At 67.7% G+C, this 24,188-nt stretch carries 23 protein-coding genes; 11 read left to right on the top strand and 12 right to left on the bottom strand.

All coding sequences use genetic code 11. The features are described from left to right. The first annotated feature begins 132 nt into the window (after positions 1-132). Both BEMPMBAN_RS05845 and BEMPMBAN_RS05840 read left to right on the top strand, forming a co-directional pair. The gene (locus BEMPMBAN_RS05845; RefSeq protein WP_159229482.1) at positions 133-324 is read left to right on the top strand and encodes a DUF7455 domain-containing protein; all 192 of its coding nucleotides are present in this window, start codon (positions 133-135) and stop codon (positions 322-324) included. A 27-nt stretch (positions 325-351) separates the two neighbouring features. After that, positions 352-1,389 (top strand): YihY/virulence factor BrkB family protein, encoded by a 1,038-nt coding sequence (locus BEMPMBAN_RS05840; RefSeq protein WP_159229480.1) that lies wholly within the window; start codon positions 352-354, stop codon positions 1,387-1,389. On the opposite strand, the gene BEMPMBAN_RS05835 is transcribed toward BEMPMBAN_RS05840, so the two are convergent. Further along, a complete protein-coding gene (locus BEMPMBAN_RS05835) occupies positions 1,379-1,615 on the bottom strand; it encodes a DUF3039 domain-containing protein (RefSeq protein ID WP_159229478.1) in 237 nt (78 codons plus the stop codon). The two genes, BEMPMBAN_RS05840 and BEMPMBAN_RS05835, sit on opposite strands and share 11 nt — an antisense overlap. Positions 1,616-1,691: 76 nt before the next feature. Between BEMPMBAN_RS05835 and BEMPMBAN_RS05830 the strand changes: the two genes are divergently transcribed. The 3 genes from BEMPMBAN_RS05830 (at position 1,692) to BEMPMBAN_RS05820 (ending at position 4,090) form a co-directional block, all read left to right on the top strand. After that, entirely contained in the window at positions 1,692-2,114 is a 423-nt protein-coding gene (locus BEMPMBAN_RS05830; RefSeq protein WP_159229477.1) for a DUF3099 domain-containing protein, read from the top strand. A gap of 147 nt (positions 2,115-2,261) precedes the next feature. Then, on the top strand, positions 2,262-3,221 hold the full coding sequence (locus BEMPMBAN_RS05825) for a sigma-70 family RNA polymerase sigma factor (protein WP_159229475.1): 960 nt from the start codon (positions 2,262-2,264) through the stop codon (positions 3,219-3,221). Positions 3,222-3,397: 176 nt separating this feature from the next. Next, a complete protein-coding gene (locus BEMPMBAN_RS05820) occupies positions 3,398-4,090 on the top strand; it encodes an iron-dependent transcriptional repressor DtxR (RefSeq protein ID WP_159229473.1) in 693 nt (230 codons plus the stop codon). A 13-nt stretch (positions 4,091-4,103) separates the two neighbouring features. On the opposite strand, the gene BEMPMBAN_RS05815 is transcribed toward BEMPMBAN_RS05820, so the two are convergent. Continuing rightward, positions 4,104-5,153 (bottom strand): DUF4192 domain-containing protein, encoded by a 1,050-nt coding sequence (locus tag BEMPMBAN_RS05815; protein ID WP_159229470.1) that lies wholly within the window; start codon positions 5,151-5,153, stop codon positions 4,104-4,106. A 173-nt stretch (positions 5,154-5,326) separates the two neighbouring features. On the opposite strand from BEMPMBAN_RS05815, the gene sthA reads away from it, so the two are divergent. The 4 genes from sthA (at position 5,327) to BEMPMBAN_RS05795 (ending at position 9,733) form a co-directional block, all read left to right on the top strand. Beyond that, positions 5,327-6,742: a Si-specific NAD(P)(+) transhydrogenase gene (gene sthA, locus BEMPMBAN_RS05810; protein ID WP_159229469.1), complete on the top strand. Its 1,416-nt coding sequence runs from the start codon at positions 5,327-5,329 to the stop codon at positions 6,740-6,742. Positions 6,743-6,910: 168 nt separating this feature from the next. Beyond that, entirely contained in the window at positions 6,911-7,900 is a 990-nt protein-coding gene (locus tag BEMPMBAN_RS05805) for a proteasome assembly chaperone family protein (protein WP_159229467.1), read from the top strand. Between the two features lie 67 nt (positions 7,901-7,967). Then, the gene (locus tag BEMPMBAN_RS05800) at positions 7,968-8,990 is read left to right on the top strand and encodes an alpha/beta fold hydrolase (RefSeq protein WP_159229465.1); all 1,023 of its coding nucleotides are present in this window, start codon (positions 7,968-7,970) and stop codon (positions 8,988-8,990) included. 56 nt (positions 8,991-9,046) lie between these two features. After that, complete coding sequence (locus BEMPMBAN_RS05795; RefSeq protein ID WP_159229464.1) at positions 9,047-9,733, top strand: PhzF family protein; 687 nt, start codon at positions 9,047-9,049, stop codon at positions 9,731-9,733. Here BEMPMBAN_RS05795 and nrdR read toward each other — a convergent pair. Together nrdR and BEMPMBAN_RS05785 are read right to left on the bottom strand one after the other, a co-directional pair. Beyond that, positions 9,721-10,203, bottom strand: a complete 483-nt coding sequence (gene nrdR, locus BEMPMBAN_RS05790) for a transcriptional regulator NrdR (protein WP_159229462.1) — start codon at positions 10,201-10,203, stop codon at positions 9,721-9,723. The genes BEMPMBAN_RS05795 and nrdR overlap by 13 nt on opposite strands. 158 nt (positions 10,204-10,361) lie before the next feature. Beyond that, entirely contained in the window at positions 10,362-10,859 is a 498-nt protein-coding gene (locus tag BEMPMBAN_RS05785) for a LysM peptidoglycan-binding domain-containing protein (protein ID WP_159229460.1), read from the bottom strand. Positions 10,860-11,080: 221 nt separating this feature from the next. Between BEMPMBAN_RS05785 and lexA the strand changes: the two genes are divergently transcribed. Beyond that, positions 11,081-11,779, top strand: coding sequence for a transcriptional repressor LexA (gene lexA / locus BEMPMBAN_RS05780; protein ID WP_159229458.1), 699 nt, complete (start codon positions 11,081-11,083; stop codon positions 11,777-11,779). 17 nt (positions 11,780-11,796) lie between these two features. On the opposite strand, the gene BEMPMBAN_RS05775 is transcribed toward lexA, so the two are convergent. Both BEMPMBAN_RS05775 and BEMPMBAN_RS05770 read right to left on the bottom strand, forming a co-directional pair. Further along, entirely contained in the window at positions 11,797-13,803 is a 2,007-nt protein-coding gene (locus BEMPMBAN_RS05775) for an LGFP repeat-containing protein (protein WP_159229457.1), read from the bottom strand. Positions 13,804-13,989: 186 nt separating this feature from the next. Then, positions 13,990-15,174, bottom strand: a complete 1,185-nt coding sequence (locus BEMPMBAN_RS05770) for an acyl-CoA dehydrogenase family protein (RefSeq protein WP_159229455.1) — start codon at positions 15,172-15,174, stop codon at positions 13,990-13,992. A 111-nt stretch (positions 15,175-15,285) separates the two neighbouring features. Between BEMPMBAN_RS05770 and BEMPMBAN_RS05765 the strand changes: the two genes are divergently transcribed. Next, a complete protein-coding gene (locus BEMPMBAN_RS05765; protein ID WP_159229454.1) occupies positions 15,286-17,604 on the top strand; it encodes a molybdopterin-dependent oxidoreductase in 2,319 nt (772 codons plus the stop codon). Here the strand turns inward: BEMPMBAN_RS05765 and BEMPMBAN_RS05760 are convergent. From BEMPMBAN_RS05760 to BEMPMBAN_RS05735, 6 genes are all read right to left on the bottom strand, one after another. After that, positions 17,589-18,920 (bottom strand): DEAD/DEAH box helicase, encoded by a 1,332-nt coding sequence (locus BEMPMBAN_RS05760; protein WP_159229452.1) that lies wholly within the window; start codon positions 18,918-18,920, stop codon positions 17,589-17,591. The two genes, BEMPMBAN_RS05765 and BEMPMBAN_RS05760, sit on opposite strands and share 16 nt — an antisense overlap. 222 nt (positions 18,921-19,142) lie before the next feature. Continuing rightward, entirely contained in the window at positions 19,143-20,570 is a 1,428-nt protein-coding gene (hflX, locus tag BEMPMBAN_RS05755; protein ID WP_159229450.1) for a GTPase HflX, read from the bottom strand. A gap of 45 nt (positions 20,571-20,615) precedes the next feature. Beyond that, the gene (dapF, locus tag BEMPMBAN_RS05750) at positions 20,616-21,482 is read right to left on the bottom strand and encodes a diaminopimelate epimerase (protein WP_159229449.1); all 867 of its coding nucleotides are present in this window, start codon (positions 21,480-21,482) and stop codon (positions 20,616-20,618) included. 4 nt (positions 21,483-21,486) lie between these two features. Further along, positions 21,487-22,413 (bottom strand): tRNA (adenosine(37)-N6)-dimethylallyltransferase MiaA, encoded by a 927-nt coding sequence (gene miaA, locus BEMPMBAN_RS05745; RefSeq protein ID WP_159229447.1) that lies wholly within the window; start codon positions 22,411-22,413, stop codon positions 21,487-21,489. Further along, positions 22,410-23,105, bottom strand: a complete 696-nt coding sequence (locus tag BEMPMBAN_RS05740; RefSeq protein WP_159229540.1) for a class III extradiol ring-cleavage dioxygenase family protein — start codon at positions 23,103-23,105, stop codon at positions 22,410-22,412. The genes miaA and BEMPMBAN_RS05740 overlap by 4 nt, the downstream gene beginning before the upstream one ends. A gap of 82 nt (positions 23,106-23,187) precedes the next feature. Beyond that, a complete protein-coding gene (locus BEMPMBAN_RS05735; protein WP_159229445.1) occupies positions 23,188-24,063 on the bottom strand; it encodes a DMT family transporter in 876 nt (291 codons plus the stop codon). Between the last annotated feature and the right edge of the window lie 125 nt (positions 24,064-24,188).

Here is a 24,188-nt window from a genome sequence, read left to right as displayed (position 1 = left end):
ACCGCTGGCCCCCTCTTGTCGCAACACATACATCCGTGAGACACGACACACCCGTAAACCCCCGGGGAACAAGGCCGGAACCCCAAGCGTCTGACAGAGTAGAAGAACGTCGCCACATCCTATGGAGGTGCCATGACCGCAACGCTGACCAGTCCCGAATTGACCAAGGCTGACCGCTGCGACCGTTGTGGCGCCGCGGCCCGCGTACGGGCGAAGCTGCCGTCGGGCGCCGAGTTGCTGTTCTGCCAGCATCACGCGAACGAACACGAGGCCAAGTTGGTTGAGCTGGCCGCGGTCCTCGAAGTGAGCCAGTTGGAGCCGTAACGGCCCATCGGCGATGCTGGACTGGTCATGAGTGACCAGTCAGCACCGCCCACGCAGCGGCCGAGGCCCTCGCGCCACCACTTTCGGCACATCACCGGCCGGACTCTGGCAAAAAGTTGGGACGACTCGATTTTCTCGGAGTCGGCACAGGCTGCCTTCTGGTGCGCACTGTCGCTGCCCCCCTTGCTGCTGGGGATGTTGGGCAGTTTGGCCTACGTCGCGCCTCTGTTCGGCCCGGACACCCTGCCGATGATCCAGAGCCAGCTGGTCAGCACCGCCGGGCGCTTCTTTTCCCCCAACGTGGTCGTCGAGATCATCGAGCCGACGGTGCGCGACATCATCAAGGGCGCCCGGGGCGAGGTGGTGTCGCTGGGATTCGTCATCTCGCTGTGGGCGGGTTCGTCGGCCATCTCGGCGTTCGTCGACTCGATCACCGAGGCCCACGGGCAGACCCCGCTCCGCCATCCCGTACGGCAGCGGTTCTACGCGCTGGGCTTGTACGTGGTGATGCTGGTCGGCGCCATCGTCACCGCCCCGTTCCTCGCGCTGGGCCCGCGCAAGATCGCCGAGTTCATCCCCGACAGCTGGGATCACTTTCTTCGTTTCGGCTACTACCCGGTGCTGTTCCTGGCGCTGGTGGTGGCGGTGAACCTGCTCTACCGGGTGTCGCTGCCCAACCCGCTGCCGTCGCACCGGCTGGTGTATGGCGCGGTGCTGGCCGCGGTGGTCTTCCTGGTGGCGACGTGGGCGCTGCGGGTTTATCTGACCTGGATCACCAGCACCGGTTACACCTACGGCGCGCTGGCCACACCGATCGCATTCCTGCTGTTCGCGTTCTTCCTCGGCTTCGCGATCATGTTCGGCGCGGAGTTGAACGCCGCGATCGAGGAGGAGTGGCCGGCGCAGGCCACCCATGCCAAACGCCTTCGGTGGTGGCTGGAGTCGAAAGCCAGCGCCTTCAGCGGCGCACCCACCGCGCTACCGGCCGAAACCCCCCGACCGGACCCCGCGCCTGCCGACGACGCGCCCGCCGTGGTCGCCAAGGGCGACGCCGCTACTTCTTGAGCTGCTCGTAGATCTGCTTGCAGTCCGGGCACACCGGCGAACCGGGCTTGGCCGACCGGGTGACCGGGAACACCTCACCGCACAGCGCGACGACGTGCGTGCCCATCACCGCGCTCTCGGCGATCTTGTCCTTCTTGACGTAATGGAAGACCTTGGGGGTGTCGTCGTCAGTCCCGTCGTCGACGCGTTCGTCGGTGTCGGTGCGCTCGATGGTCTGCGTTTGCATGCCACCATTCTGCCTCGCCACAGTTCGGTAAGAAACGTCACCGGCACACCAGGCCCCGATGTGCAACAGTGGAGTGATGAAACAAGGCCAGGAGCTGAGTTTCGACGACGACGGTCGGCCCGTGTTGATCACCCGGGCCGCGCTCGCCCACGAAGAACAGCACCGCGCCCGGGTACGTAAGTACCTCACGCTGATGTCGTTCCGCATTCCTGCATTGATCCTCGCTGCGGCGGCCTATGGCATCTGGCACAACGGCCTCATCTCCCTGGCGATCATCGTGCTGTCGATCCCGCTGCCGTGGATGGCTGTGCTGATCGCCAACGACCGTCCCCCCAGACGCGCCGAGGAACCCCGGCGGTACGACTCGAAGCGACGCATCCCGCTGTTCCCGACAGCCGAGCGTCCCTCGCTCGAGGGCACGACTGCCCAGTGGCCGCGGACCGAAGCCGAGCACTCCGGGTACGAAGCAGACGAATTCCGCGGCGACGTTCCCCGCTGAGCGCCGCTGGGATCACTTCTCAGCACATTCTCAGGTCGAGCTCCGAAAACCGCAGCTCAGCAGGTGTGAGCGGCGCTGAGGTTGGGAACTCTTTGAACTCATAGAGCGTTGTAGCTCTTGAAAGTTCGACCCGATCAGGAGGCCGTAATGGCAAATGCCACCAGCAGTCGCTTCGACCAAGATCTGGATGCCCAGAGCCCAGCCGCAGACCTGGTGCGCGTCTACTTGAACGGCATCGGCAAGACCGCGCTGCTCAACGCGGCCGACGAGGTCGAACTCGCCAAGCGAATCGAGGCGGGTCTGTACGCCCAGCATCTGCTCGACACCCGCAAGCGTCTCGGCGACAACCGCAAGCGCGATCTCGCGGCCGTGGTGCGCGACGGTGAGGCGGCGCGGCGTCACCTGCTCGAAGCCAACCTTCGCCTGGTCGTCTCGCTGGCCAAGCGCTACACCGGGCGCGGGATGCCGCTGCTCGACCTCATCCAGGAGGGCAACCTCGGGCTGATCCGCGCGATGGAAAAGTTCGACTACGCCAAGGGGTTCAAGTTCTCGACGTACGCCACGTGGTGGATCCGCCAGGCGATCACCCGCGGGATGGCCGACCAGAGCCGCACCATTCGTCTGCCCGTCCATCTCGTCGAGCAGGTCAACAAGCTCGCCAGGATCAAGCGCGAGATGCATCAGAACCTGGGGCGCGACGCCACCGATGAGGAACTGGCCGAAGAGTCGGGTATCCCGGCGGAGAAGATCGCCGACCTGTTGTCGCACAGCCGCGACCCGGTGAGCCTCGACATGCCCGTCGGCAGCGACGAGGAGGCTCCGTTGGGCGACTTCATCGAAGACGCCGAGGCGATGTCGGCTGAGAACGCCGTGATCTCCGAATTGCTGCACACCGACATTCGCTATGTGCTGACGACGCTGGACGAGCGCGAACAGCAGGTGATCCGGCTGCGGTTCGGCCTCGACGACGGCCAGCCCCGCACCCTGGATCAGATCGGCAAGTTGTTCGGGCTCTCCCGGGAGCGGGTGCGCCAGATCGAGCGGGAAGTGATGGCCAAGCTGCGCAACGGGGAGCGCGCCGACAGGCTGCGTTCCTACGCCAGCTAGCCCGACCCCAGCCAGACCACGTAGCCAGACCACGTAGCCAGATCACCACGGAAAGCCCGCCGGATTCTCGGCGGGCTTTCTGTCTTCACCGTTGCTTGTCTGGCCCGTGTCGCCAGGTGAAGCACCGCTGTTCAGCGGGTCGACCGGTAGACTCGCCTCAGACGGAGGGTGTGCGAATGAACGATCTGGTCGATACCACCGAGATGTATCTGCGAACCATTTACGACCTCGAGGAAGAGGGCGTAATCCCGCTGCGCGCGCGGATCGCGGAACGTCTCGATCAGAGTGGACCCACCGTGAGCCAGACCGTGTCGCGGATGGAGCGGGACGGGCTCCTGCACGTCGCGGGCGATCGTCACCTGGAGTTGACTGACAAGGGCCGGGGGCTGGCGGTCGCGGTGATGCGCAAGCACCGGCTGGCCGAACGGCTCCTGGTGGACGTCATCGGGCTGCCCTGGGAAGAAGTACACGCCGAGGCGTGCCGGTGGGAGCACGTGATGAGCGAGGATGTCGAGCGCCGGTTGGTCCAGGTGCTCAACAACCCGACCACGTCCCCGTTCGGCAACCCGATCCCCGGGCTGTCCGAGCTCGGCGTCGGCGACGACCTGATCAACGAGACGATCAGCCTGGTTCGCCTGACCGAGCTGCCCGCCGGGATGCCCGTGGCGGTGGTGGTGCGCCAGCTCACCGAGCATGTCCAGGGCGACGCCGAGTTGATCGCGCGGCTGAAGGACGCCGGTGTGGTGCCCAACGCCCGCGTGACCGTCGAAGTCAACAACCACGGTGGCGTGATGATCGTCATCCCGGGCCACGAGCAGGTCGAACTCCCGCACGAGATGGCCCACACGGTCAAGGTCGAGAAGGTCTGACCCGGCGCGCACGCTAGCCCGCCCGGCGGCCGAACAACCGCTTCGGCGGCAGCCGCACCCCGAGTTGTTTGGCCAGCCGGTAACCGGTGCGGGCCAGTTCCCGTATCTGCTCGGGCCGCATTCCCGACTGCAACGCGTGATCGAGCATGCCGGCCATCCGATGCGACGGCGCGCACCGCAGCGCAGCGTCCAGAGAGATCCCCGCAAGCGGACCGTCACCCCGCGCGTAGGCCGAAAACGCCAGCAGTACCAGCGCTTCCACTCGCCACGGCTCGGGCAACAGACGGGCAAGGTCGGCCCACAACGATTCGGCCGCGCCCGCATGGTCGCCGACGGCCAGGGCGTACAGGGTGTCGCGCACCCGAGGATCGGTCAGTGCCAACGCCAGCCGTGTCAGCTGCTCGTCGGCCAGCGGGCGGCCGTCGGTGAGCTGTTCGGCGCAGGCCAGGGCGTGCTCGATGTCGCTTCTGGCCTGAGCATCCGGACGGTCGGTAGCCAGCGCACCGGCCGCGTCGATCCCCCGGGCGAGCGCGGCGCTGCGTTCGGGATCGGCTTGGGCGACCACGGCGACCAACTCTGAGCGCCGGGCGTAGAGCCGCCGACCGTCCAGCACCGCAGCGACAGCGATGGGTGATGCCGCTGGATCCTCGACCACCCCGGCGCTGCCGCATCCGTCCGCGCAGTACCACCGCCCACCTGCGGCGACTTTGTCGACCACGTGCGCGGCGGCCAGTTCGACGTCCCACCGCGCGAGCTCGACGGCCAGTTCGTGCGTCAACTCCCGGTACTCGTCTGCGCACATCTGGCATGCCGCGCCCTCGTTGTCGACGATCACCGCGATCGCGATCTCCGCTCGCGAGGCGGCCGCCAGTTCGGCGAGGTGACTCAGCGAATAGTCCGCTCCTTCGGAGAGGTCGGCACGCATCACCGCGCCCATCTCACCGTGTGCAGCGGTCACCAGCACCAGCGAGTTCTCGGGGACGAACCCGAGCACAGCGGGCAGTGCCGCAATCAGGACGCCGGGTCGGTCGAGCGGATTATCGGGGCGGTGTGTTGTGGTCATACCGCCAACCTCGCAACACCTGCCGACGGCGAGGCGCCGTCGGCGCCGTGCCGGACCCGAACTGTGGATGGAATCGCGATTGGGGATCGCAGCCCGCTCGAGTGACGAGAGTTCACCTGGAGTTGACGTCGGCCGACATGCGAGACCTGGGCAACCGGCGTAGATCTTGTGGCATGGGTTCCACGCAGGAATACGACCTCGTCGTGATCGGGTCCGGCCCGGGTGGGCAGAAGGCAGCCATTGCCGCGGCGAAACTCGGCAAGTCTGTCGCCGTGATCGAACGCGGCCTGATGCTGGGCGGGGTGTGTGTCAACACCGGCACCATCCCGTCGAAGACACTGCGTGAGGCCGTCGTCTATCTCACCGGGATGAGCCAGCGTGAGCTCTACGGCGCCAGCTACCGCGTCAAGGAGAAGATCACCCCGGCCGACCTCCTGGCACGCACCCAGCACGTCATCGGCAAGGAGATCGACGTCGTGCGCTCACAACTGATGCGCAACCGCATCGAGCTCTACGTCGGACACGCCCGGTTCATCGACGCGCACACCATCCACGTCGACGATCCCGGCCGCGCCGAACGCGTCACCGTCAGCGGCCGCTACGTGGTCATCGCCACTGGCACCAAACCCGCCCGCCCGATCGGTGTCGAGTTCGACGAGAACCGGGTGCTCGACTCCGACGGCATCCTCGACCTCAAATCCATCCCCGGCTCGATGGTCGTGGTCGGCGCCGGAGTCATCGGCATCGAGTACGCCTCGATGTTCGCGGCCTTGGGCACCAAGGTCACCGTCGTCGAGAAGCGGGCCAACATGCTGGAGTTCTGCGACCCGGAGATCATCGAGGCGCTGAAGTTCCACCTGCGCGACCTGGCCGTCACCTTCCGGTTCAGCGAAGAGGTCACCGCCGTCGACGTGGGCGCTGCGGGCACCGTGACGACGCTGGCCAGCGGCAAGCAGATCCCGGCCGAGACCGTCATGTACTCAGCGGGCAGGCAGGGCCAGACCGATCATCTCGNCCTCCCCAACGCCGGCCTGGAGGCCGACAACCGCGGCCGCATCTTCGTCGACGACAACTATCAGACCAAGGTCGACCACATCTACGCCGTCGGCGATGTCATCGGTTTCCCAGCCCTGGCCGCGACGTCGATGGACCAGGGCCGGCTGGCCGCGTACCACGCGTTCGGTGAACCCTGCAAGGGGATGACCGAACTTCAGCCCATCGGGATCTACTCCATCCCGGAGGTGTCCTACGTCGGGGCGACCGAGGTCGACCTGACCAAGGAGGCGGTGCCCTACGAGGTCGGTGTGTCCCGGTACCGCGAGCTGGCTCGTGGCCAGATCGCCGGCGATTCCTACGGCATGCTCAAACTGCTGGTCTCCACCGAGGATCTGCGCCTGCTCGGTGTCCACATCTTCGGCAGCAACGCCACCGAGATGGTGCACATCGGCCAGGCCGTGATGGGCTGTGGCGGCACCGTCGAGTATCTCGTCGACGCCGTCTTCAACTATCCGACCTTCTCCGAGGCCTACAAGGTCGCGGCGCTGGACGTGATGAACAAGCTGCGCGCGCTGCACCAGTTCCGGTCCTGAGCCACGTCGGTCTCCGCCGGGTACGGAATGTGACAAGGGTGTGAGCGCGTTCGAACAAATGGGTGCCGGGGGTATACCGCAGTGGCGGGGAACCCCACGTGCGGGACACTGGTAAGACACAGTGCGAACGACACCCACTGTCGCGACCACAGTGGCAAGGAGGCAGATATGGCTGAGAACACCGACGACCCAGGTCAGCAGTACCAACCTGAGCAGACAGGCATGTACGAACTCGAGTTCCCCGCCCCCCAGCTCTGGGCCGCAGACGGCCGCGGCCCGGTGTTGATCCACGCCCTCGAGGGCTTCTCCGACGCGGGCCGGGCGATCCGGCTGGCGTCCGAACACCTCAAGAACACCCTCGACACCGAGTTGGTGGCGTCGTTTGCGATCGACGAACTGCTCGACTACCGGTCGCGGCGGCCGTTGATGACGTTCAAGACCGACCACTTCACCCACTACGACGACCCCGAACTCAACCTCTACGCGTTGCACGACAGCGTCGGGACCCCGTTTCTGCTGCTCGCCGGCTTGGAACCCGACCTGCGCTGGGAGCGCTTCATCACCGCGGTGCGGCTGCTGACCGAGCGGCTCGGGGTGCGCCGGGTCATCGGTCTGGGCGCCATCCCCATGGCGGTGCCGCATACCCGGCCGATCACGCTGACCGCCCACTCCAATGACAAGGAGCTGATCGCCGGACACCAGCCCTGGGTCGGCGAGGTGCAGGTCCCCGGCAGCGTCTCGAGCCTGCTCGAGTTCCGGATGGCCCAGCACGGACATGAGGTCGTCGGGTTCACCGTGCACATCCCCCACTACCTGGCGCAAACCGATTACCCCTCTGCCGCGGAAACGCTGCTGGCAGAGGTCGCCAGGAGTGGATCGCTGCAGATCCCGACGGCCGCGCTGGCCCAGGCTGCCGCCGAGGTCCACGACAAGATCAATGAGCAGGTTGCCGCCAGCCCGGAAGTAGCTCAGGTGGTGGAGGCGCTGGAGCGCCAGTACGATGCATTCGTTGCCGCCCAGGAGAACCGGTCCCTTCTGGCGCACGACGAGGATTTGCCCAGCGGGGATGAACTCGGCGCCGAGTTCGAACGATTCCTCGCTCAGCAGACCGGTGAGAACGACAGGAAAGACGGGGACGATCCCACCGGGAGTCCCTAGCCGAGGTAGCTGCCATCGGTCCCGACGACGAAGTGGGCGACATGACCGTGACCAGCAGGTTCGCGCAGTGACAGACCGCAAGCCCAACCTGCGCTCCGTGCGGGAATGCACCCCCGCGTTGCACTACCGGACCATCCACGGCTACCGCAGGGCCTTCCGGGTGGCGGGATCCGGTCCGGCGATCCTTCTGATCCACGGCATCGGCGACAACTCCACCACCTGGAGCACGGTGCAGGCCAAACTCGCGCAGCGATACACCGTCATCGCGCCCGACCTCCTCGGTCACGGCAAATCCGACAAACCTCGGGCGGACTACTCGGTGGCTGCCTACGCCAACGGCATCCGCGACCTGCTCAGTGTGCTCGGCATCGACAGCGCCACCGTGATCGGTCACTCACTCGGCGGCGGCGTGGCGATGCAATTCGCCTACCAGTTTCCGCAACTGGTCGACCGATTGATCCTCGTCGGCGCCGGAGGCGTCACCAAGGAAGTGAACATCGCGCTGCGGATCGCCTCCTTGCCCATGGGCAGTGAGGCGCTGGCGTTGCTACGGCTTCCGCTGGTGCTGCCCGCCTTGCAACTCGTCGGACGCGCAAGCGGCACGATGTTCGGATCGACCGGGATGGGCCGCGACATCCCCAACATGTTGCGCATCCTCGCCGACCTGCCCGAACCCACCGCTTCCTCGGCATTCGCCCGCACACTGCGCGCAGTGGTCGATTGGCGCGGCCAAGTGGTGACCATGCTCGACCGCTGCTACCTCACTCAATCGGTTCCGGTGCAACTGATCTGGGGTAGAAGCGACTCGGTCATCCCCGTCAGCCACGCCGAGATGGCACACGCCGCGATGCCGGGCTCACAGCTGGAGATCTTCGAGGGTTCGGGCCATTTTCCGTTCCACGACGACCCGGACCGCTTCGTCGAGGTCGTCCAGAGGTTCATCGATTCCACTGAACCCGCCGTCTACGACCAGGATTACCTCCGCGGCCTGCTGCGGGCAGGCATCACCGAGGGTGCGATCTCCGGTTCGGTGGACACCCGCGTGGCAGTGCTGGACGCAATGGGTGGCGACGAACGCAGCGCCACCTGACCTTCGCGCCGTCAGATCGCCGGTTGGTCGCCGGGCCAGCACGTAGCATCGGCAGCATGGCCATCGACGTGACAGTGCTGCGCGTATTCACCGACCAGGACGGCCGATTCGGCAACCCGCTGGGCGTGGTGGAGTCGACCGCCGTGGACCCGGCTGACCGGCAACGCGTCGCGACCGAATTGGGTTACAGCGAAACCATCTTCGTCACGCTGCCAGACACGGGGAGCAGCACCGCCCACGCCCACATCTACACCCCCACCACCGAACTCCCGTTCGCCGGACACCCCACCGTGGGCGCATCCTGGTGGCTCAAGCACAAGGGCACACCTGTGCGGACCCTGCAGGTACCGGCCGGGATCGTGCAGGTGAGCTACACCGACGACCTGACATCGGTCAGTGCCCGCGCCGAGTGGGCGCCCGACTTCTCGATTTACGACCTCGCCACACCCGACGACCTGGCGGCCGTCGACCCCGACGACTACGGCGACGAGGTCGAGCACTACCTGTGGACCTGGCTGGACGAATCCGCGAGCACGATCAGGGCGAGGATGTTCGCACCGCGACTCGGGGTGCGCGAGGACGAGGCCACCGGTGCGGCCGCGGTGCGCATCACCGAGTACCTCAGCCGCGACCTGACCATCGTTCAGGGCCAGGGTTCCGTAATCCACACCACCTGGAGTCCGGAAGGCTGGGTGCGGGTCGCCGGGCGGGTCGCCGACGACGGGATGCGTCAGATCGACTGAGCCGGCTGGCCGTGCGCCGCCACGTCGCGATGCGCACGCAACGCCTGGATCTCCCGCTCGAAATCCTCGGCGGAAGAAAATGACCGATAGACCGAGGCGAATCTCAGATAGGCCACCTCGTCGAGGTCGCGCAACGGGCCGAGGATGGCCAGGCCCACCTCGTGACTCGGCACCTCCGGCGAGCCCGTCGCCCGCACCGCATCCTCGACCTGCTGTGCCAGCAGGTTGAGAGCGTCGTCGTCGACCTGGCGGCCCTGACAGGCGCGACGCACACCTTTGATGACCTTTTCCCGACTGAAAGGCTCGGTCACACCGCTGCGCTTGACCACCGCGAGTACGGCGGTCTCGACGGTGGTGAATCGCCGCCCACACTCGGGGCACGACCTGCGCCGACGAATCGCCTGCCCTTCGTCGGTCTCGCGGGAATCGACGACGCGGGAGTCGGGATTACGGCAGAACGGACAGTGCATCACCGCTCCTTCGCCGCACCGACGGACAACCGCTTCGAACGCCCTCGAGCGTACCTGCGTGATCTGTGGCCGGCTCGAGGGCGGACCGATTGGCGCGTACTTCACGACAGAGGTCCTCAGCGTGCTTGAGCAGCAGGGCATTCGGAAACTGCGGCGGATCAGGCGACCGGAGCGATCAGCGTCTGCCCCGCCGCCAAGGTCACCGATTCGAGTTCGTTCAGTTCGCGAATCCGGTCGACGACTTCACCGACCGGCGCATCGGGCGCCACGCGCTGCGCGACCTGTTGCAACGACTCTCCGGTGTGCACCTGAACCACCGCCAGCCGACCCGGGATCTCGGCGTCGGTGCCCACCACCCCGCCGGACTGGGCCACCAGGCCGAGCCAGATCGTGATCACACCGGCGATCAGGGCCAGCAGCACGGTGGTGGCAGGGGTGATCGGCCGCCGCCGATGAGAGGCCCTCGAGACGAGGACGCCGGTACCGCGGTGGCGCACCGGCGCCCCGCCCGGCCGCAGCGGGGCCGACCGCCGCGCTGCGGCCGGGCGGACCCGCGGCCGCTCGATCACGGTGCCCGGGATCTCGCGGCCCCGGTCGCGGAGCGCACCGTCGGCTTCGAGGTCGTTCCAGACCTCATGGGTGTGGAGGATCGTCATCTGTCTGCCCTTTCGGTCGAGGAGTTCGCTCTTGTGTTCGAACCATAGTCGATCATGTGTTCGATGAATAGAACACGTGATCGAACTGTTGCGAACGTTAGAGCACCCCACCGACATGTCCGATGGACCGCCGATCGGCAGTGGGACCGCAACGCGCGGGCCGACAACACGCCTCGAACACATGTTTGATTATCGAGCCGGTCCGGGTTACATTCGGGTTCATGAGCGATGACAGCAGCGACAGCTCGGCCGGCGCGAGTGAGCTCCGGCCACGTGAGGCGGGACTGACCGAGCGCCAGCGCACCATTCTGGACGTCATCCGCGCCTCGGTGACCACCCGCGGGTATCCGCCGAGCATCAGAGAGATCGGCGACGCGGTCGGTTTGACGTCCACCTCCTCGGTCGCCCACCAACTGCGCACCCTCGAGCGCAAGGGGTTTCTTCGACGCGACGCCAATCGCCCCCGTGCAGTCGACGTGCGCAGCCCTGAGGACAGCGCCCCGCCGATCGTCACCACCGACGTGTCAGGGTCCGATGCACTGCCCGAACCCACGTTCGTGCCCGTCCTCGGACGGATCGCGGCCGGCGGCCCCATCCTGGCCGAGGAGGCCGTCGAAGACGTGTTCCCACTCCCCAGGGAACTCGTCGGCGAGGGCTCGCTGTTCCTGCTGAAGGTGGTCGGCGAATCCATGATCGACGCCGCGATCTGCGACGGCGACTGGGTCGTCGTCCGGCAGCAGAGCGACGCCGACAACGGTGACATCGTCGCGGCGATGATCGACGGCGAGGCCACCGTGAAGACACTCAAGCGCACCCGGGGTCAGGTGTGGCTGATGCCGCACAATCCGGCGTTCGACCCGATTCCCGGCAACGATGCCGCCGTGCTCGGCAAGGTGGTCACCGTCATCCGCAAGATCTGACGCCGGCCGGTCCGGCGCTAGTCGCCTCGGACGAATCCGTTCGTACGTGCCATTTCCTCACTGGCGAACCAGATCTCGGCGGGCGCCTCGTCGTAGTCGGCACCGCCGGGCACCCAGTACAGACCCGACCCGGTGTCCGCCTTGATCGGGTAGCCCTCGGGGATCTCGTTCGGATCGTCGAGCGGCAGGTGCAGGGCGGTGGCCGACGGCGCCGGTTCGTCGAACTCGATCCGCGCGTGGCGGCCGGTGTCGGTCAGCGGATCGTGGTCGAAAGCGACCAACGGTTCCCGGTCGGACACCACGGGCGGCTCATCATGCGGTGTGGTGTCGAGCGCGACCTCGGCGACGTCCGGAACGCGCGTGGGCGCGGTGTCCACGGAGTCGGGGTCTTCCTGCCCGACGTCCTCCTGCACGGCCTCGCCCTCGGCGTCGCTCGGCGATCCCACAGGGGCGCCCCAGAAACTCAGTGGCCCCGAGGGGAAGTCGTCGGACGGAGTCGGTGGTGCCGGAACACCTGACGACAGCGAGCCGAGGCCCTCACGGGCATATCGGTCGCCGAACAGCGTGTCCTCCCGGCCACCCTCGTCCTGGTAGCCGCCGCTCGCCTGCCCGGGCCCGAAGTCCTCGTCGTCAGCGGAGACCGAGCCGGGGGCCGGGCCGAAGATGTCGTCGTCGTCGCCACCGCGCCGCCGTTTCCGGACCACGGCGACCGCCACCAGACCGGCCAGCAGCAGCAGCGGCACCACGGCCAGCAACCACCACCACGTCCACCGGAACGTGGCCTCACCGGTGTCGGCCGCCTGCGGTGGCGCCAACGGCGCTTGCTGCTGGGAGACCGAGATGTCGGTCAGCTGCGAGGCGAGACCGGGCGGTTCAGTGCTGAACGATCTCGTCTCGGTGTTCCAGGAGACAGCGCCCTGACTGAACCGCTGGGTGATCACCTGCCCGTTCTGGGTCTGGTCCGCCACGGGAGCGCCGAGTTCGCCGGTGGCGCCGCCGAGCTCTCCCCAGGCAGCCTTCATCGGGCCGCGGACGATCACCGCGCCGTGGTCCGGTGTCCAGAAGATCACCGGTTCGTCCTCGGCGGCGAATGTGCTCATCCGGCTCGCCGGGGCCACGCCGCCGTCCACCTCGCTGGTCACCGGGAATCCGAGGTCACCCTCCGGTCCCCCGACACTCTCGTACTTGGCCAGTACCTGACCGGTCATCACGTTCGCTCCGGTGGCCGGGCTGTAGAAGATCTTGCCGTTGACGAAGTCCTGGCCGAAGCCGTCCGCGCCGATCGGATAAGGCTCACCTTCGGCGGCACCGAGCGGACCCAGCGGCCCCCCGGCCGCACGCCGGGCGGCGTTGATCGCCGACACCGGATCATCGGGGATGTCCAGGTCCGTCAACTGGTCGGCCAGCTCGGGCGGAACCGTGGTGAACGTCTTGGCACGCGAGTCATAGGAGATCTCACCGCCGGTGAACCGCTGGGTGACGACCGAGCCGTCGTATGTTGCGTCTTCAGCGGGTACACCGAGCACTCCCGACGACCCTCCCAGCTGGTCCCACGCCGCGTTGACCGCGCCACGGACCACCCGTGCGCCCGTCTCCGGCGTCCAGAAGATCACCGGATTGTCGGGAGCACTGAACGTGCTGTTGCGGCTGCCGGGCGCCCGGCCCGGGCCTTCGTCGATCTCGGGGAAGCCCAGGTCGCTGTCGGTGGGTCCACCCAGCGATTCGTACTTCTCCAGGATCGCGCCCTGCATGAAGTGAGCACCGGTGTCGGGGGTGAAGAACATCTTGCCGGATGCGAAGTTCTGCGCAAAGCCTTCGCCGGCCGGGTACACATCACCCGACTTGGGCCCCAGCGGGCCGGTGTCGCCACCGTTGGCCTGCCAAGCCGCGGTGATCGCGTCGCTGGCCTCGATCTCGGGCTGTGCCAGCGCGACGGGCGCCATCAGGAGCGCCGTGGCAACCCCCAACAGCCCGATCGTCGCGCGACCGACCACACGTATGCGCAGCATGGGCTGCCGGATCATTCATCCTCCCCGCGATCGGCGACAGGTGCTCAGCAAGACTTCGAAGCCGTGCTTCAAAAAGTCCTGCGAAAGTACCGCGTCCGTTCACTTTGCGTCAGCAGACGCCGATTACCAAGGACCCTCGCCGGTTCGACAAAAAGAATATGCGGTCCTGCACTACCGCCGCGGCCACTTCGGATGGGGGATTTACACCCCGAGGCTGCGCCCGATGATCTCTTTCATGATCTCGGAGGTGCCCCCATAAATGGTCTGGACCCGCGCATCAAGATAGGCGCGTGCGACCGGGTATTCGCGCATATAACCGTAGCCACCGTGCAATTGCAGGCACCGGTCGATCAAATGGACCTGCTTCTCGGTCGAATACCACTTGGCCATGGCAGCCTGCTCGGCGGTCAGCCGATCGTCGAGGTGAAGACGGATGTACTCGTCGACCATCATTCGCACCACTGTGGCTTCGGTCGCGAGTTCGGCCAGCACAAAACGGCTGTTCTGGAAGCTGCCGATGGGCTTTCCGAACGCCTTGCGTTCTTTGGCGTATTCGACCGTCTGCCCGAGCACCGCCTCCATCGCAGCGGCCGCCATGATGGCGATCGAGATCCGCTCCTGCGGCAGGTTCTGCATCAGGTACACAAAACCTTGCCCCTCCTCCCCGAGCAGATTCTCCGCCGGCACCTTGACGTCGGTGAATGACAGCTCTGCGGTGTCCTGGGCGTCGAGGCCGAGTTTGTCGAGATGGCGGCCGCGCTCAAAGCCCTCCATTCCGCGCTCGACCATCAGCAGCGAGAACCCCAGCGCGCCCTTGTCGGGGTCGGTCTGGGCCACCACGATCACCAGGTCGGCATGGATACCGTTGGTGATGAACGTCTTGGCGCCGTTGAGGATGTAGTGGTCGCCGTCCTTGACCGCTCTGGTCTTGATGCCCTGCAGATCGCTTCCGGTGCCCGGTTCGGTCATCGCGATCGCGGAGATCAACTCACCGGTGCAGAACCCGGGTAGCCAGCGCTGCTTCTGCTCCTCGGTGCACAGCCTGGTCAGATACGGCGCGACGACGTCGTTGTGCAGGCTGAAACCCAGCCCGCTGAACCGCCCCGCCGTCACCTCCTCGGTGATGACGGTGTTGTACCGGAAGTCCGAAACACCCCCACCGCCGAACTCCTCGGGCACCGCCATACCCAGGAAGCCCTGTTTACCGGCCTCCAGCCATACGCCTCGGTCCACGATTTTGTCTTTCTCCCACTCCTCGTGGAAGGGCGCGACATGACGTTCCAGGAATGCGCGGAAGGACTCACGGAACAGCTCGTGCTCGGGTTCGAACAGGGTGCGCTCGTAGGCGACGACTGAGGCGGTTGCAGATGAGGCGGCGGCGCCCATGGGGAATCCCTCCGTGGTTGGTACGGGCTGTTACCGCCAACGTACCCCATCCAACCGGATGGTTGGCCGACGGCGAACGGGCTCGCGCGTGGCCGCCGTAGACTGCCCGCCATGGCCCCGGCCGAGCCTCGAGCCCTGTCCAGCCTGACGCACTGGGGGGCCTTCACCGCCACCGTCGAAGCCGGCGACATCACATCGGTCAGCCCGCTCGACGGTGACACCGATCCCTCTCCGGCCCTCGGCAACCTGCCAGGGTCGATCCGTCACAGATCACGCATCACCTCCCCCGCCGTCCGTCGCGGCTGGCTCGAGGCCGGCCCCGGCCACACCGACCGGCGCGGCGCCGACGAGTTCGTCGCGGTGTCGTGGGACGAACTCACCGAGCTCCTGGCCGCCGAATTGCGCCGCGTGGTGCAGTACCACGGCAACGGGGCGATTTACGGTGGGTCATACGGCTGGGCCAGCGCAGGCAGATTCCACCACGCTCAGAGCCAGGTCCACCGTTTTCTGAACTGCCTTGGCGGTCATACCTTTTCGCGTCACTCGTACAGCCTCGGCGCGACCGGGGTGATCATGCCACGAGTGGTGGGCACCCACGACGATCTGTTCAAGCGCTCCACCGCATGGGACGTCATCGTGAATCACACCGAACTGCTGGTGTGTTTCGGCGGATTGGCCTTGAAGAACACCGGGGTCAACCACGGCGGTACCACCGCCCACCCCGCGCGCGAGGCGCTGCACCGGTTCCGGAAACGCGGCGGACGCGTCGTGTCCTTCTCGCCACTGCGCGACGATGTCGACGGCCCGTGTGTGTGGCATGCCCCGGTGCCCGGCACCGACGTGGCGATCATGCTGGCACTGGCCTACGTGCTCGCCACCGAATCGCTGGCGGACCGGGACTTTCTCGCCACCTACTGCACCGGTTACGAGCGATTCGAGCGCTATCTGCTGGGCACCGACGACGGCGTGCCGAAATCACCGCGGTGGGCTGCGCGGATCTGCGGGCTGGCCGCAGCCGATCTGACGGCGCTGGCCCGTGAGATGGCCGCTGCGCGAACGATCGTCACGGTGAGTTGGTCACTGCAGCGCACCCGCCACGGCGAGCAGGCACCGTGGATGGGCCTGACGCTGGCCGCGATGCTGGGGCAGATCGGGCTTCCCGGAGGTGGTTTCGGGCACGGTTACGGGTCGATGAACGAGCCGGGATTACCACCGCTGCGCTGCGGACTGCCGCGCCTGCCGCAGGGCGTCAACCCCGTATCCACCTTCATCCCCGTCGCGGCGGTCAGCGACATGCTGCTGCACCCTGGGGAGCCGTTCGACTATAACGGACTTCGGTTGCGCTATCCCGATATCAAGCTGGTGTACTGGGCGGGCGGCAATCCGTTTCACCACCATCAGAACATCCCGCGCCTTCGCCGTGCGCTGGGCCGGCCCGATACGGTGGTCGTCCACGATCCCTACTGGACCGCGATGGCCAAGCACGCCGACATCGTGGTGCCCTCCACCACGTCGCTGGAGCGCGAGGACCTCTCCGGTTCCAGGAACGACCCCGTGTTGATGGCGATGCCGAAACTGACCGAGCCGTACGCGGACTCACGGGACGACTATCAGACCTTCGCGGCGCTGTCCCGCCGGCTGGGTTTCGACCACCAGTTCACCGAAGGCCGGACCGCACGGCAGTGGCTGGTGCACTTGTACGAAAAGTGGTCGGCAGAACTGGATTTCGAGGTGCCCGAGTTCGATGAGTTCTGGCGGGCCGGCCAGTTGCGGTTGCCGACCGAGGACGGGCTGACGCTGCTGGCCGACTTCCGCGCCGACCCGTCGTCCCACCGCCTCGCCACGCCCAGCGGTTTGATCGAGATCTTCTCCTGCGCGATCGACGGATTCGGCTACGACGACTGCGCGGGCCACCCGGCGTGGTACGAACCCACCGAGTGGCTCGGAGGTCCACGCGCCGCCCGCTACCCGCTGCACCTGTTGGCCAACCAGCCGGCCAGCAGGCTGCACGGTCAGCTGGACGGCGGGGCGGCCAGCCAGAAGTCGAAGGTCTCGGGCCGGGAACCGATCAGGATGCATCCCTCGGACGCTCGCGCGCGTGGCGTGGGGAACGGTGACGTCGTGCGGGTGTTCAACGACCGGGGTGCGTGTCTGGCCGGCGTGGTACTCGACGCCGGGGTACGGCCCGCGGTGGTACAACTGTCCACCGGGGCCTGGTTCGACCCTTTGGATCCCGCCGACCCCGACGCCATGTGCGTACACGGCAACCCGAATGTGCTCACCGACGACGTCAGCACCTCATCGCTGGCCCGCGGCTGCACGGGCGCGCACGTGCTGGTCCAGGTGGAGAGATTCACCGACGCGCTACCACCGGTGCGGGCCCATGAGCCGCCGGTCATCCGGCGACCCCTGGGTCAGAACGTCGTCTGAGTACGCCCCCGCGCACCGGCGCCGCGGGTACCGCGCCGCCGGTTGCCATGCGCGCCCCGGGCGGGCACACCGCGGCGGTGGTCGGGACCGCGTTCGGGCTTCGATCCGGCGGCTCTGGCTGCCGGCGCGACGACCTTCGGCGCCGCGCGCAACGGTGCGATCTCACCGACGAGTGCGTGCACCGGCTCCGAGTCGGCCGTGACTTCCTGCGGCCGCACGGTGATACCCGCGCGACGCAGCAGCTGCTGGGTGTCCCTGCGCTGCTCGGGCAGGACGACGGTGACGACGTCTCCGTCGCTGCCCGCCCGCGCGGTGCGCCCGGAACGGTGCAGGTAGGCCTTGTGTTCCATCGGGGGGTCGACGTGCACGACGAGTTCGACCCCGTCGACGTGGACACCGCGGGCGGCGATGTCGGTGGCGACCAACACACGGGCACTGCCGGTGGTGAAGGCCGCCAGGTTGCGGTCACGCGCAGGTTGCGAGAGATTGCCGTGCAGATCTACCGAGGGAACCCCCGATTCGGTGAGCTGCTTGGCCAGCTTGCGGGCCTGATGCTTGGTGCGCATGAACAGGATTCGGCGTCCGGTCCCGGAGGCCAGCCGGTGCACGAGATCCTTCTTCTGCTGGGCTCCACCGACGTGGAACACGTGGTGGGTCATCACGGCGGGCACTTCGTCGGCCTCGTCGACCGAGTGCATCACCGGGTTGCTCAGGAATCGTTTCACCAGCTTGTCGACGCCGTTGTCCAGCGTCGCGGAGAACAGCAGCCGCTGGCCACCGGCGGGAGTCGCCGCCAAGATGCGGGTGACTCCGGGAAGGAAACCGAGGTCGGCCATGTGATCAGCCTCGTCGAGAACGGTGGTGCGGACGTCGTCGAGACGGACCAACTTCTGCCGCATCAGATCCTCGAGGCGGCCGGGACATGCCACCACGATGTCGACGCCGGAGCGCAGCGCACTGACCTGCTTGCTCTGCGACACACCACCGAAGATCGTGGTGACGCGCAGGCCGGAGGCCGAGGCCAACGGCTGCAGCACAGCGGTGATCTGGGTGGCGAGTTCACGCGTGGGGGCCAGGATCAGCCCCGTCGGGTGTGAGGGTCGACTGCGGCGCCCGTTGAGGGTCGCCACCAGCGGCAGCGAGAACGCGAGTGTCTTGCCGCTGCCCGTCTTCCCGCGGCCGAGCACGTCGCGTCCAGCGAGCGCATCGGGCAGGGTGGCGGACTGAATCGGGAACGGTTCGGTGATGCCGCGCTCGGTGAGTGCCTGTACCAGCGATGCGGGCACGCCGAGATCAGCGAAGGATTGGGGGGTCATGTGTGTGCCTTTCCGGCCTGTTCGGGCAGCGTGTGCCCGGGCAACCGCGACGGGAACCGTCCAGCGGAAGTGCGCACACAGTGGCGGTTTCGCCGTAGTGGGTAGTCGGTCGTCAGCGTTTCCGGGAGTGGGCGGTGTGCTCGACGAGATGTGATGAGCTGTCCGCAGCCGACGTTCACGATGAGCCTACCGCACCACCAACCACACCCGCATCTGTGGCGGTCAGAACGTCGCGAACTCACCGAGGCCGGCCGCCAGCGCGATCGGCACCCGCCCCTTGATCCTGGTGCCAGAAGCAGTGTGCTCCATGGCATCGACGCGTCCGTCGGCGTGCACCCGGTTGACGAGATCTCCTCGGCTGTAAGGGATTGTGACATCAATCACTACGTCGCGCGGCGCCACCATCTCCGCCATCCGGGTCCGCAGCCGGTCCAATCCCTCACCCGTGCGAGCGGAGACGAACACCGCCTCGGGCAGTGCCCGCCGCAGCTTCGCCAGTGCCAAATCGCCGGCTGCATCGATCTTGTTGACCACCAACAATTCTGGAGCCATCTGACCGTCACGAACCTGGTCTGATGTCGCCGCCGGAGCCGCTCCGGCGATCACCTCTCTGACCACCTGCCGCACCGCATTGATCTGCGCGAGCGGATTGACGTCCGAGCCATCCACGACGTGCACGAGCAGATCCGCGTCGATCACCTCCTCGAGGGTCGACCGGAACGCCTCGACGAGCTGGGTGGGCAGATGCCGGACGAACCCCACGGTGTCGGTGAGCACGATCTCCCGCCCGTCAGCGAATTCGCCACGGCGAGTGGTCGGCTCGAGGGTGGCGAACAACGCGTTCTCGACCAGCACCCCGGCGCCGGTCAACGCGTTGAGCACACTGGACTTCCCGGCGTTGGTGTATCCGACGATGGCCACCGAGGGCTTGTCACTGCCGAGCCGACGGCTGCGCTGCGTGTCGCGAACCTGCTTCATTTCGCGGATTTCCCTCCGCAGCTTGGCCATTCGCTCACGGATCCGGCGGCGGTCGGTTTCGATCTTCGTCTCACCAGGTCCGCGGGTCCCCACGCCACCCCCGCTGCCGCCTGCGCCGCCGCCCTGCCGGGACATCGACTCACCCCAGCCGCGCAGCCGCGGGAGCATGTACTCCATCTGCGCGTAAGCGACCTGCGCCTTGCCTTCGCGGCTGGTCGCGTGCTGGGCGAAAATGTCCAGGATCAGCGCGGTGCGGTCGATGACCTTGACCTTCACCGCCTTCTCCAGTGCATTCAACTGCGCCGGACTGAGCTCACCGTCGCAGATGACGGTGTCGGCGCCGGTGGCCAGCACCACCTCACGCAGCTCGGCGGCCTTGCCGGACCCGATGTAGGTCGACGGGTCCGGCTTGTCGCGACGCTGGATGAGACCTTCGAGCACCTCGGAACCCGCCGTCTCGGCCAGTGCGGCCAGCTCCGCCAGGCTGGCGTCGGCGTCGGCGGCGGTGCCATCGGTCCACACCCCGACCAGCACGACGCGCTCCAGTCGCAGCTGGCGGTACTCGACCTCGGAGACGTCGGCGAGCTCGGTGGACAGTCCGGCGACCCTGCGCAGGGCCACCCGGTCTTCCAGGGCGAGTTCGCCGGAGCTTGGGATCTTGGGTTCAGTCATGTATTCGGAGATGTTGCCCCTCATGGGTGTGTTCGTGCATCTGATTTACTGCGCCCGCCACCATGCGTCGGACAGGTCACCGGCGGCGACCAGGACCGACGGACCCCGCAGGTAGCTGGCGCCGTCGGTGACGGTCACCGCGACCTCGCCTCCGGGAACGCGTATCCGCAGGGTGCCGGTCTGCTGGCCCTGGTGATGCAGCGCGGCGTACGCCGCGGCGACGGTCCCGGTCCCACAGGACCGCGTTTCTCCCACTCCTCGTTCGTGTACCCGCATGGTCACGGCGCCGTCGGCCGGGGCGGTCAGCACCTCGACATTGACCCCCTCCGGGAACTGCGAGGCGTCGAAGGTGACGGGGGCGGCGACGTCCAGCGCGACCAGCTCGGCGGCGGTCAACGAGGCATCGACACAGGCGAGGTGGGGATTGCCGACGTCGACGGCCAAACCGTGGAAGCGCCGACCGCCGACAACTGCCGAGCCGGTGCCGACCTCGGTGGCCTTGCCCATGTCGACGGTGACGTCGGCCCGCAACGCATCTGCGGAGTGCAGCTCGACCGGACGGGGACCGGCCCGCGAGCCGACGACGAACTCACATCGGGACTCCAGCCCTTCGGCCCGCAGGTAGTGCGCGAACACCCGCACACCGTTGCCGCACATCTGCGCGACCGACCCGTCGGCGTTGCGGTAGTCCATGAACCAGTCCTCGGCCGCCACGCCCTCGGGCAGCTCGGCGAGCACGCCCGCCTCGCGTGCGGCACCGGCGACGGTGACCCGCAACACCCCGTCGGCGCCGAGCCCGCGTCTGCGGTCGCAGAGCGCAGCGACCGCGGCCGGGGTCAACTCGATCGCGGCCGCGAGGTCGGGTATCAGCACGAAGTCGTTCTCCGTGCCGTGCCCCTTGGCGAACTTCACCAGCTCAGGATACGTCGCGCCATCGCCTCAGCGCCCGGTCGAGGTTTCCGGGGGCGGCGCCGTCGAGCCAGGTGATGCGGGGGTCGCGGCGGAACCAGGACCGTTGCCTGCGCACGTAGCGGCGGGTGCCGACAAACGTCGGCTCCCGTGCCGCACTGCCGTCACCGCCCGCATCGAGGTCCGCGATGACCTGTGCGTAGCCGAGGGCCCGGGAAGCGGTGACACCGTCGCGCAGACCCCGGCCGAGCAGCGAGGTGACCTCGTCGACCAGGCCGTCGGCGAACATCTTGTCGGTCCGGCGCGCCAGGCGTTGATCGAGAACGTCGGTGGCCCGGTCCAGCCCGATGATCACGGTGTCCCACCGGGGGGTGCCGATCCGGGGCGCCGATGCTGCAAACGGTTCGCCGGTGAGCTCGACGACCTCCAACGCCCGCACGATGCGACGGCCGTCGGTGGGAAGGATCGCGGCGGCCGCTGCGGCGTCCACTCCGGCCAGTTCGCGATGCAGCTGGGCCACCCCCACCTCGGCGAGGCGCCGCTCCCAGCGGGCCCGCACCTGCGGATCGGTGGCCGGAAACGTCCACTCGTCCAGCAGGGACTGGATGTAGAGCATCGACCCGCCGACCACGATCGGCACGGCGCCGCGCGCGGCGATCGCCTCGACGTCGGCGGCCGCAGCCTGCTGATAGCGGGCGACGGTCGCGGTCTCGGTGACGTCCAGCACGTCGAGTTGGTGGTGCGGAACGCCCCGCCGTTGGTCGACCGGCAGCTTCGCGGTGCCGATGTCCATCCCGCGGTACAACTGCATCGCGTCGGCGTTCACCACCTCGGCGGCGATCTCGGCGCCTAGTGCCTCGGCGAGGGCGAGCGCCAGGTCTGACTTGCCGGTACCGGTTGGGCCCACGATCGCCAATGGGCGCGGGGGGCTCACGGGTACCAGAGGCCGACGAAGTAGCCGACACCGTAGGGCGCCCCACGGTAGAGCTCTTTGGCCGATGCGGGCGCCGGCTCGGTCAGCCCTGCCAGTACCTGATACGCGATTCGGCCGACGATCCCCTCCGGCAGTCGGGTCAGCGCGTTCCCGTCACCCTCGGCCAGGGCGTCGTCGAGGGCGGCCTGCACCGGTATCGACTCCGGTTGGTAGCCGCCCGGGGCCGGCGGGCTGAGGGTGTTGGCGCCGTCGGCCACCACGAGCACCCCGATCGGATCGTCGGTGCCGTCGATCTCGGCGCGCAGCCGCCGGCCGATGTCCAGCGCGGTGGCGAGATCGTGTCCACCGTGGAAGGCACGCATCTGCGCGGTGGCCGCCGGCTGAGCCAGTCCGCGCAGCCAGCCGGCGATCAGTGCGCACAGCGGCAGTTGCGCGGGACCGCCACCAAGGGCCACCGCCTCCGGCGACAGTCCCACCCGGACGTCGACGCCGTAGCCGGCGAAGGTCCCGATCGACTCGGGCCCGGCGACGCTGTCGCGGGATGCGGTGCCGATTCCGACCCACCGCGGGGGCAGTGCCGCCGCCGCCGACAACGCGGCGGCACGCAGGTCCGCGGTCTCGGCGGCAGCCGCCGCGGCGAGTTGCGGGACCATCACCGGCGCCGACGGCACGATCGCGATAGCGCTGAGCACGCCACCAAACCTAGCCACCCGGTCAGACTCCTCAACGCGGACTCGTCCCTCGCCGCTTGATCGTCTTCTGACAGCCACCCGGTCAGACGGGCTCTCGGGTGGCGGCTTCGCCACGGGCCAGCGCGGCTGTGGCCGCCACCATCACCGCCACCGCGACGACCAGCGTGAACCATCCCGCGTCCCCCGGCCGCAGCGTTTCGCCGAGCACCACGACGCCGAGCACGCACGCCACGATCGGCTCGGTGACCGTCATCGTCGGCAGCGACGCGGTCAGCGCCCCGGCACGGAACGACGCCTGCTGCATGGCGGTGCCCGTCACCGCGACCACGGCCCACGCGTACAGCTCGGGGGTGACCAACAGCTGCTCGAGGCCGGCCCAGCTGGTCACGTCGAGGCGATCCACCACGGACTTGGTCAGCACCGCGAACAGCCCCCACAACGCGCCGGACACGACGGCGAGCAGCACCGCGCTGGCCGGTCCGGACCACAGTCTGGCGCCCAGCAGGCACAACGCCAGAGCCGGCCCCAAGACGGCGAGCACCCCGATCCAGGTCTCCAGAGAGGCGCGCGAGTCGCCGGCGGTGGGGTTGCCGACGGTCACGATGACGATCACCGACCCGGCGAGCAGCACCGCCCACACCCATTGCCACCGGGTGACCCGCCGTTGAGACTGCCGGGCGCTGATCGGCAACGCGAACAGCAGCGCGGTCACCAGCACGGCCTGCACCAGCAGCACCGATCCCAACCCCAGCGCCGCGGCCTGCAGCGCGAACCCGGCGCCGGCGACGCCACTGCCCAACCACCAGCGGCGGTCCCGTAGCAGGGTCAGGAACAGCGTGAGGTGGCCGACGGGCTGATCGGTCACCTCGTGCGCCGAGCGCTGGTGGATGACATCGCCGACCGCGATGAAGAAGGCAGCGGCGAGGGCGAGCAGCGCGGCGATATCCGCCCGTGCCATCGACCACCTCCCGGGTTTTCGCACCGAGCCTAAAGACCGGGGACGCCAAGCCGTGGGCGCAGCGCCAGCCGACCTGTTTGAATGGCTTCGAGGGCGTTCGACATCGTCGGGGGCTTTCGACGATG

Origin of the sequence: Mycolicibacterium austroafricanum (genome assembly GCF_902705885.1) — a bacterium.
Lineage (GTDB): Bacteria > Actinomycetota > Actinomycetes > Mycobacteriales > Mycobacteriaceae > Mycobacterium > Mycobacterium vanbaalenii_A.
This window is presented reverse-complemented; position numbering and strand designations above follow the sequence as displayed.

Bases quoted from the DNA above. Each gene is read 5' to 3' on its own strand.
- BEMPMBAN_RS05785 (WP_159229460.1), bottom strand. From the start codon at position 10,859: ATGACGATCCTCCACACCCATGAGGTCTGGAACGACCTCGAAGCCGAC.
- BEMPMBAN_RS05825 (WP_159229475.1), top strand. From the start codon at position 2,262: ATGGCAAATGCCACCAGCAGTCGCTTCGACCAAGATCTGGATGCCCAG.
- BEMPMBAN_RS05840 (WP_159229480.1), top strand. From the start codon at position 352: ATGAGTGACCAGTCAGCACCGCCCACGCAGCGGCCGAGGCCCTCGCGC.
- lexA (WP_159229458.1), top strand. From the start codon at position 11,081: ATGAGCGATGACAGCAGCGACAGCTCGGCCGGCGCGAGTGAGCTCCGG.
- BEMPMBAN_RS05770 (WP_159229455.1), bottom strand. From the start codon at position 15,174: ATGGGCGCCGCCGCCTCATCTGCAACCGCCTCAGTCGTCGCCTACGAG.
- BEMPMBAN_RS05760 (WP_159229452.1), bottom strand. From the start codon at position 18,920: ATGACCCCCCAATCCTTCGCTGATCTCGGCGTGCCCGCATCGCTGGTA.
- BEMPMBAN_RS05805 (WP_159229467.1), top strand. From the start codon at position 6,911: ATGGCTGAGAACACCGACGACCCAGGTCAGCAGTACCAACCTGAGCAG.
- BEMPMBAN_RS05765 (WP_159229454.1), top strand. From the start codon at position 15,286: ATGGCCCCGGCCGAGCCTCGAGCCCTGTCCAGCCTGACGCACTGGGGG.
- BEMPMBAN_RS05735 (WP_159229445.1), bottom strand. From the start codon at position 24,063: ATGGCACGGGCGGATATCGCCGCGCTGCTCGCCCTCGCCGCTGCCTTC.
- BEMPMBAN_RS05775 (WP_159229457.1), bottom strand. From the start codon at position 13,803: ATGATCCGGCAGCCCATGCTGCGCATACGTGTGGTCGGTCGCGCGACG.
- BEMPMBAN_RS05795 (WP_159229464.1), top strand. From the start codon at position 9,047: ATGGCCATCGACGTGACAGTGCTGCGCGTATTCACCGACCAGGACGGC.
- BEMPMBAN_RS05835 (WP_159229478.1), bottom strand. From the start codon at position 1,615: ATGCAAACGCAGACCATCGAGCGCACCGACACCGACGAACGCGTCGAC.
- hflX (WP_159229450.1), bottom strand. From the start codon at position 20,570: ATGACTGAACCCAAGATCCCAAGCTCCGGCGAACTCGCCCTGGAAGAC.
- BEMPMBAN_RS05820 (WP_159229473.1), top strand. From the start codon at position 3,398: ATGAACGATCTGGTCGATACCACCGAGATGTATCTGCGAACCATTTAC.
- nrdR (WP_159229462.1), bottom strand. From the start codon at position 10,203: ATGCACTGTCCGTTCTGCCGTAATCCCGACTCCCGCGTCGTCGATTCC.
- BEMPMBAN_RS05845 (WP_159229482.1), top strand. From the start codon at position 133: ATGACCGCAACGCTGACCAGTCCCGAATTGACCAAGGCTGACCGCTGC.
- BEMPMBAN_RS05830 (WP_159229477.1), top strand. From the start codon at position 1,692: ATGAAACAAGGCCAGGAGCTGAGTTTCGACGACGACGGTCGGCCCGTG.
- BEMPMBAN_RS05815 (WP_159229470.1), bottom strand. From the start codon at position 5,153: ATGACCACAACACACCGCCCCGATAATCCGCTCGACCGACCCGGCGTC.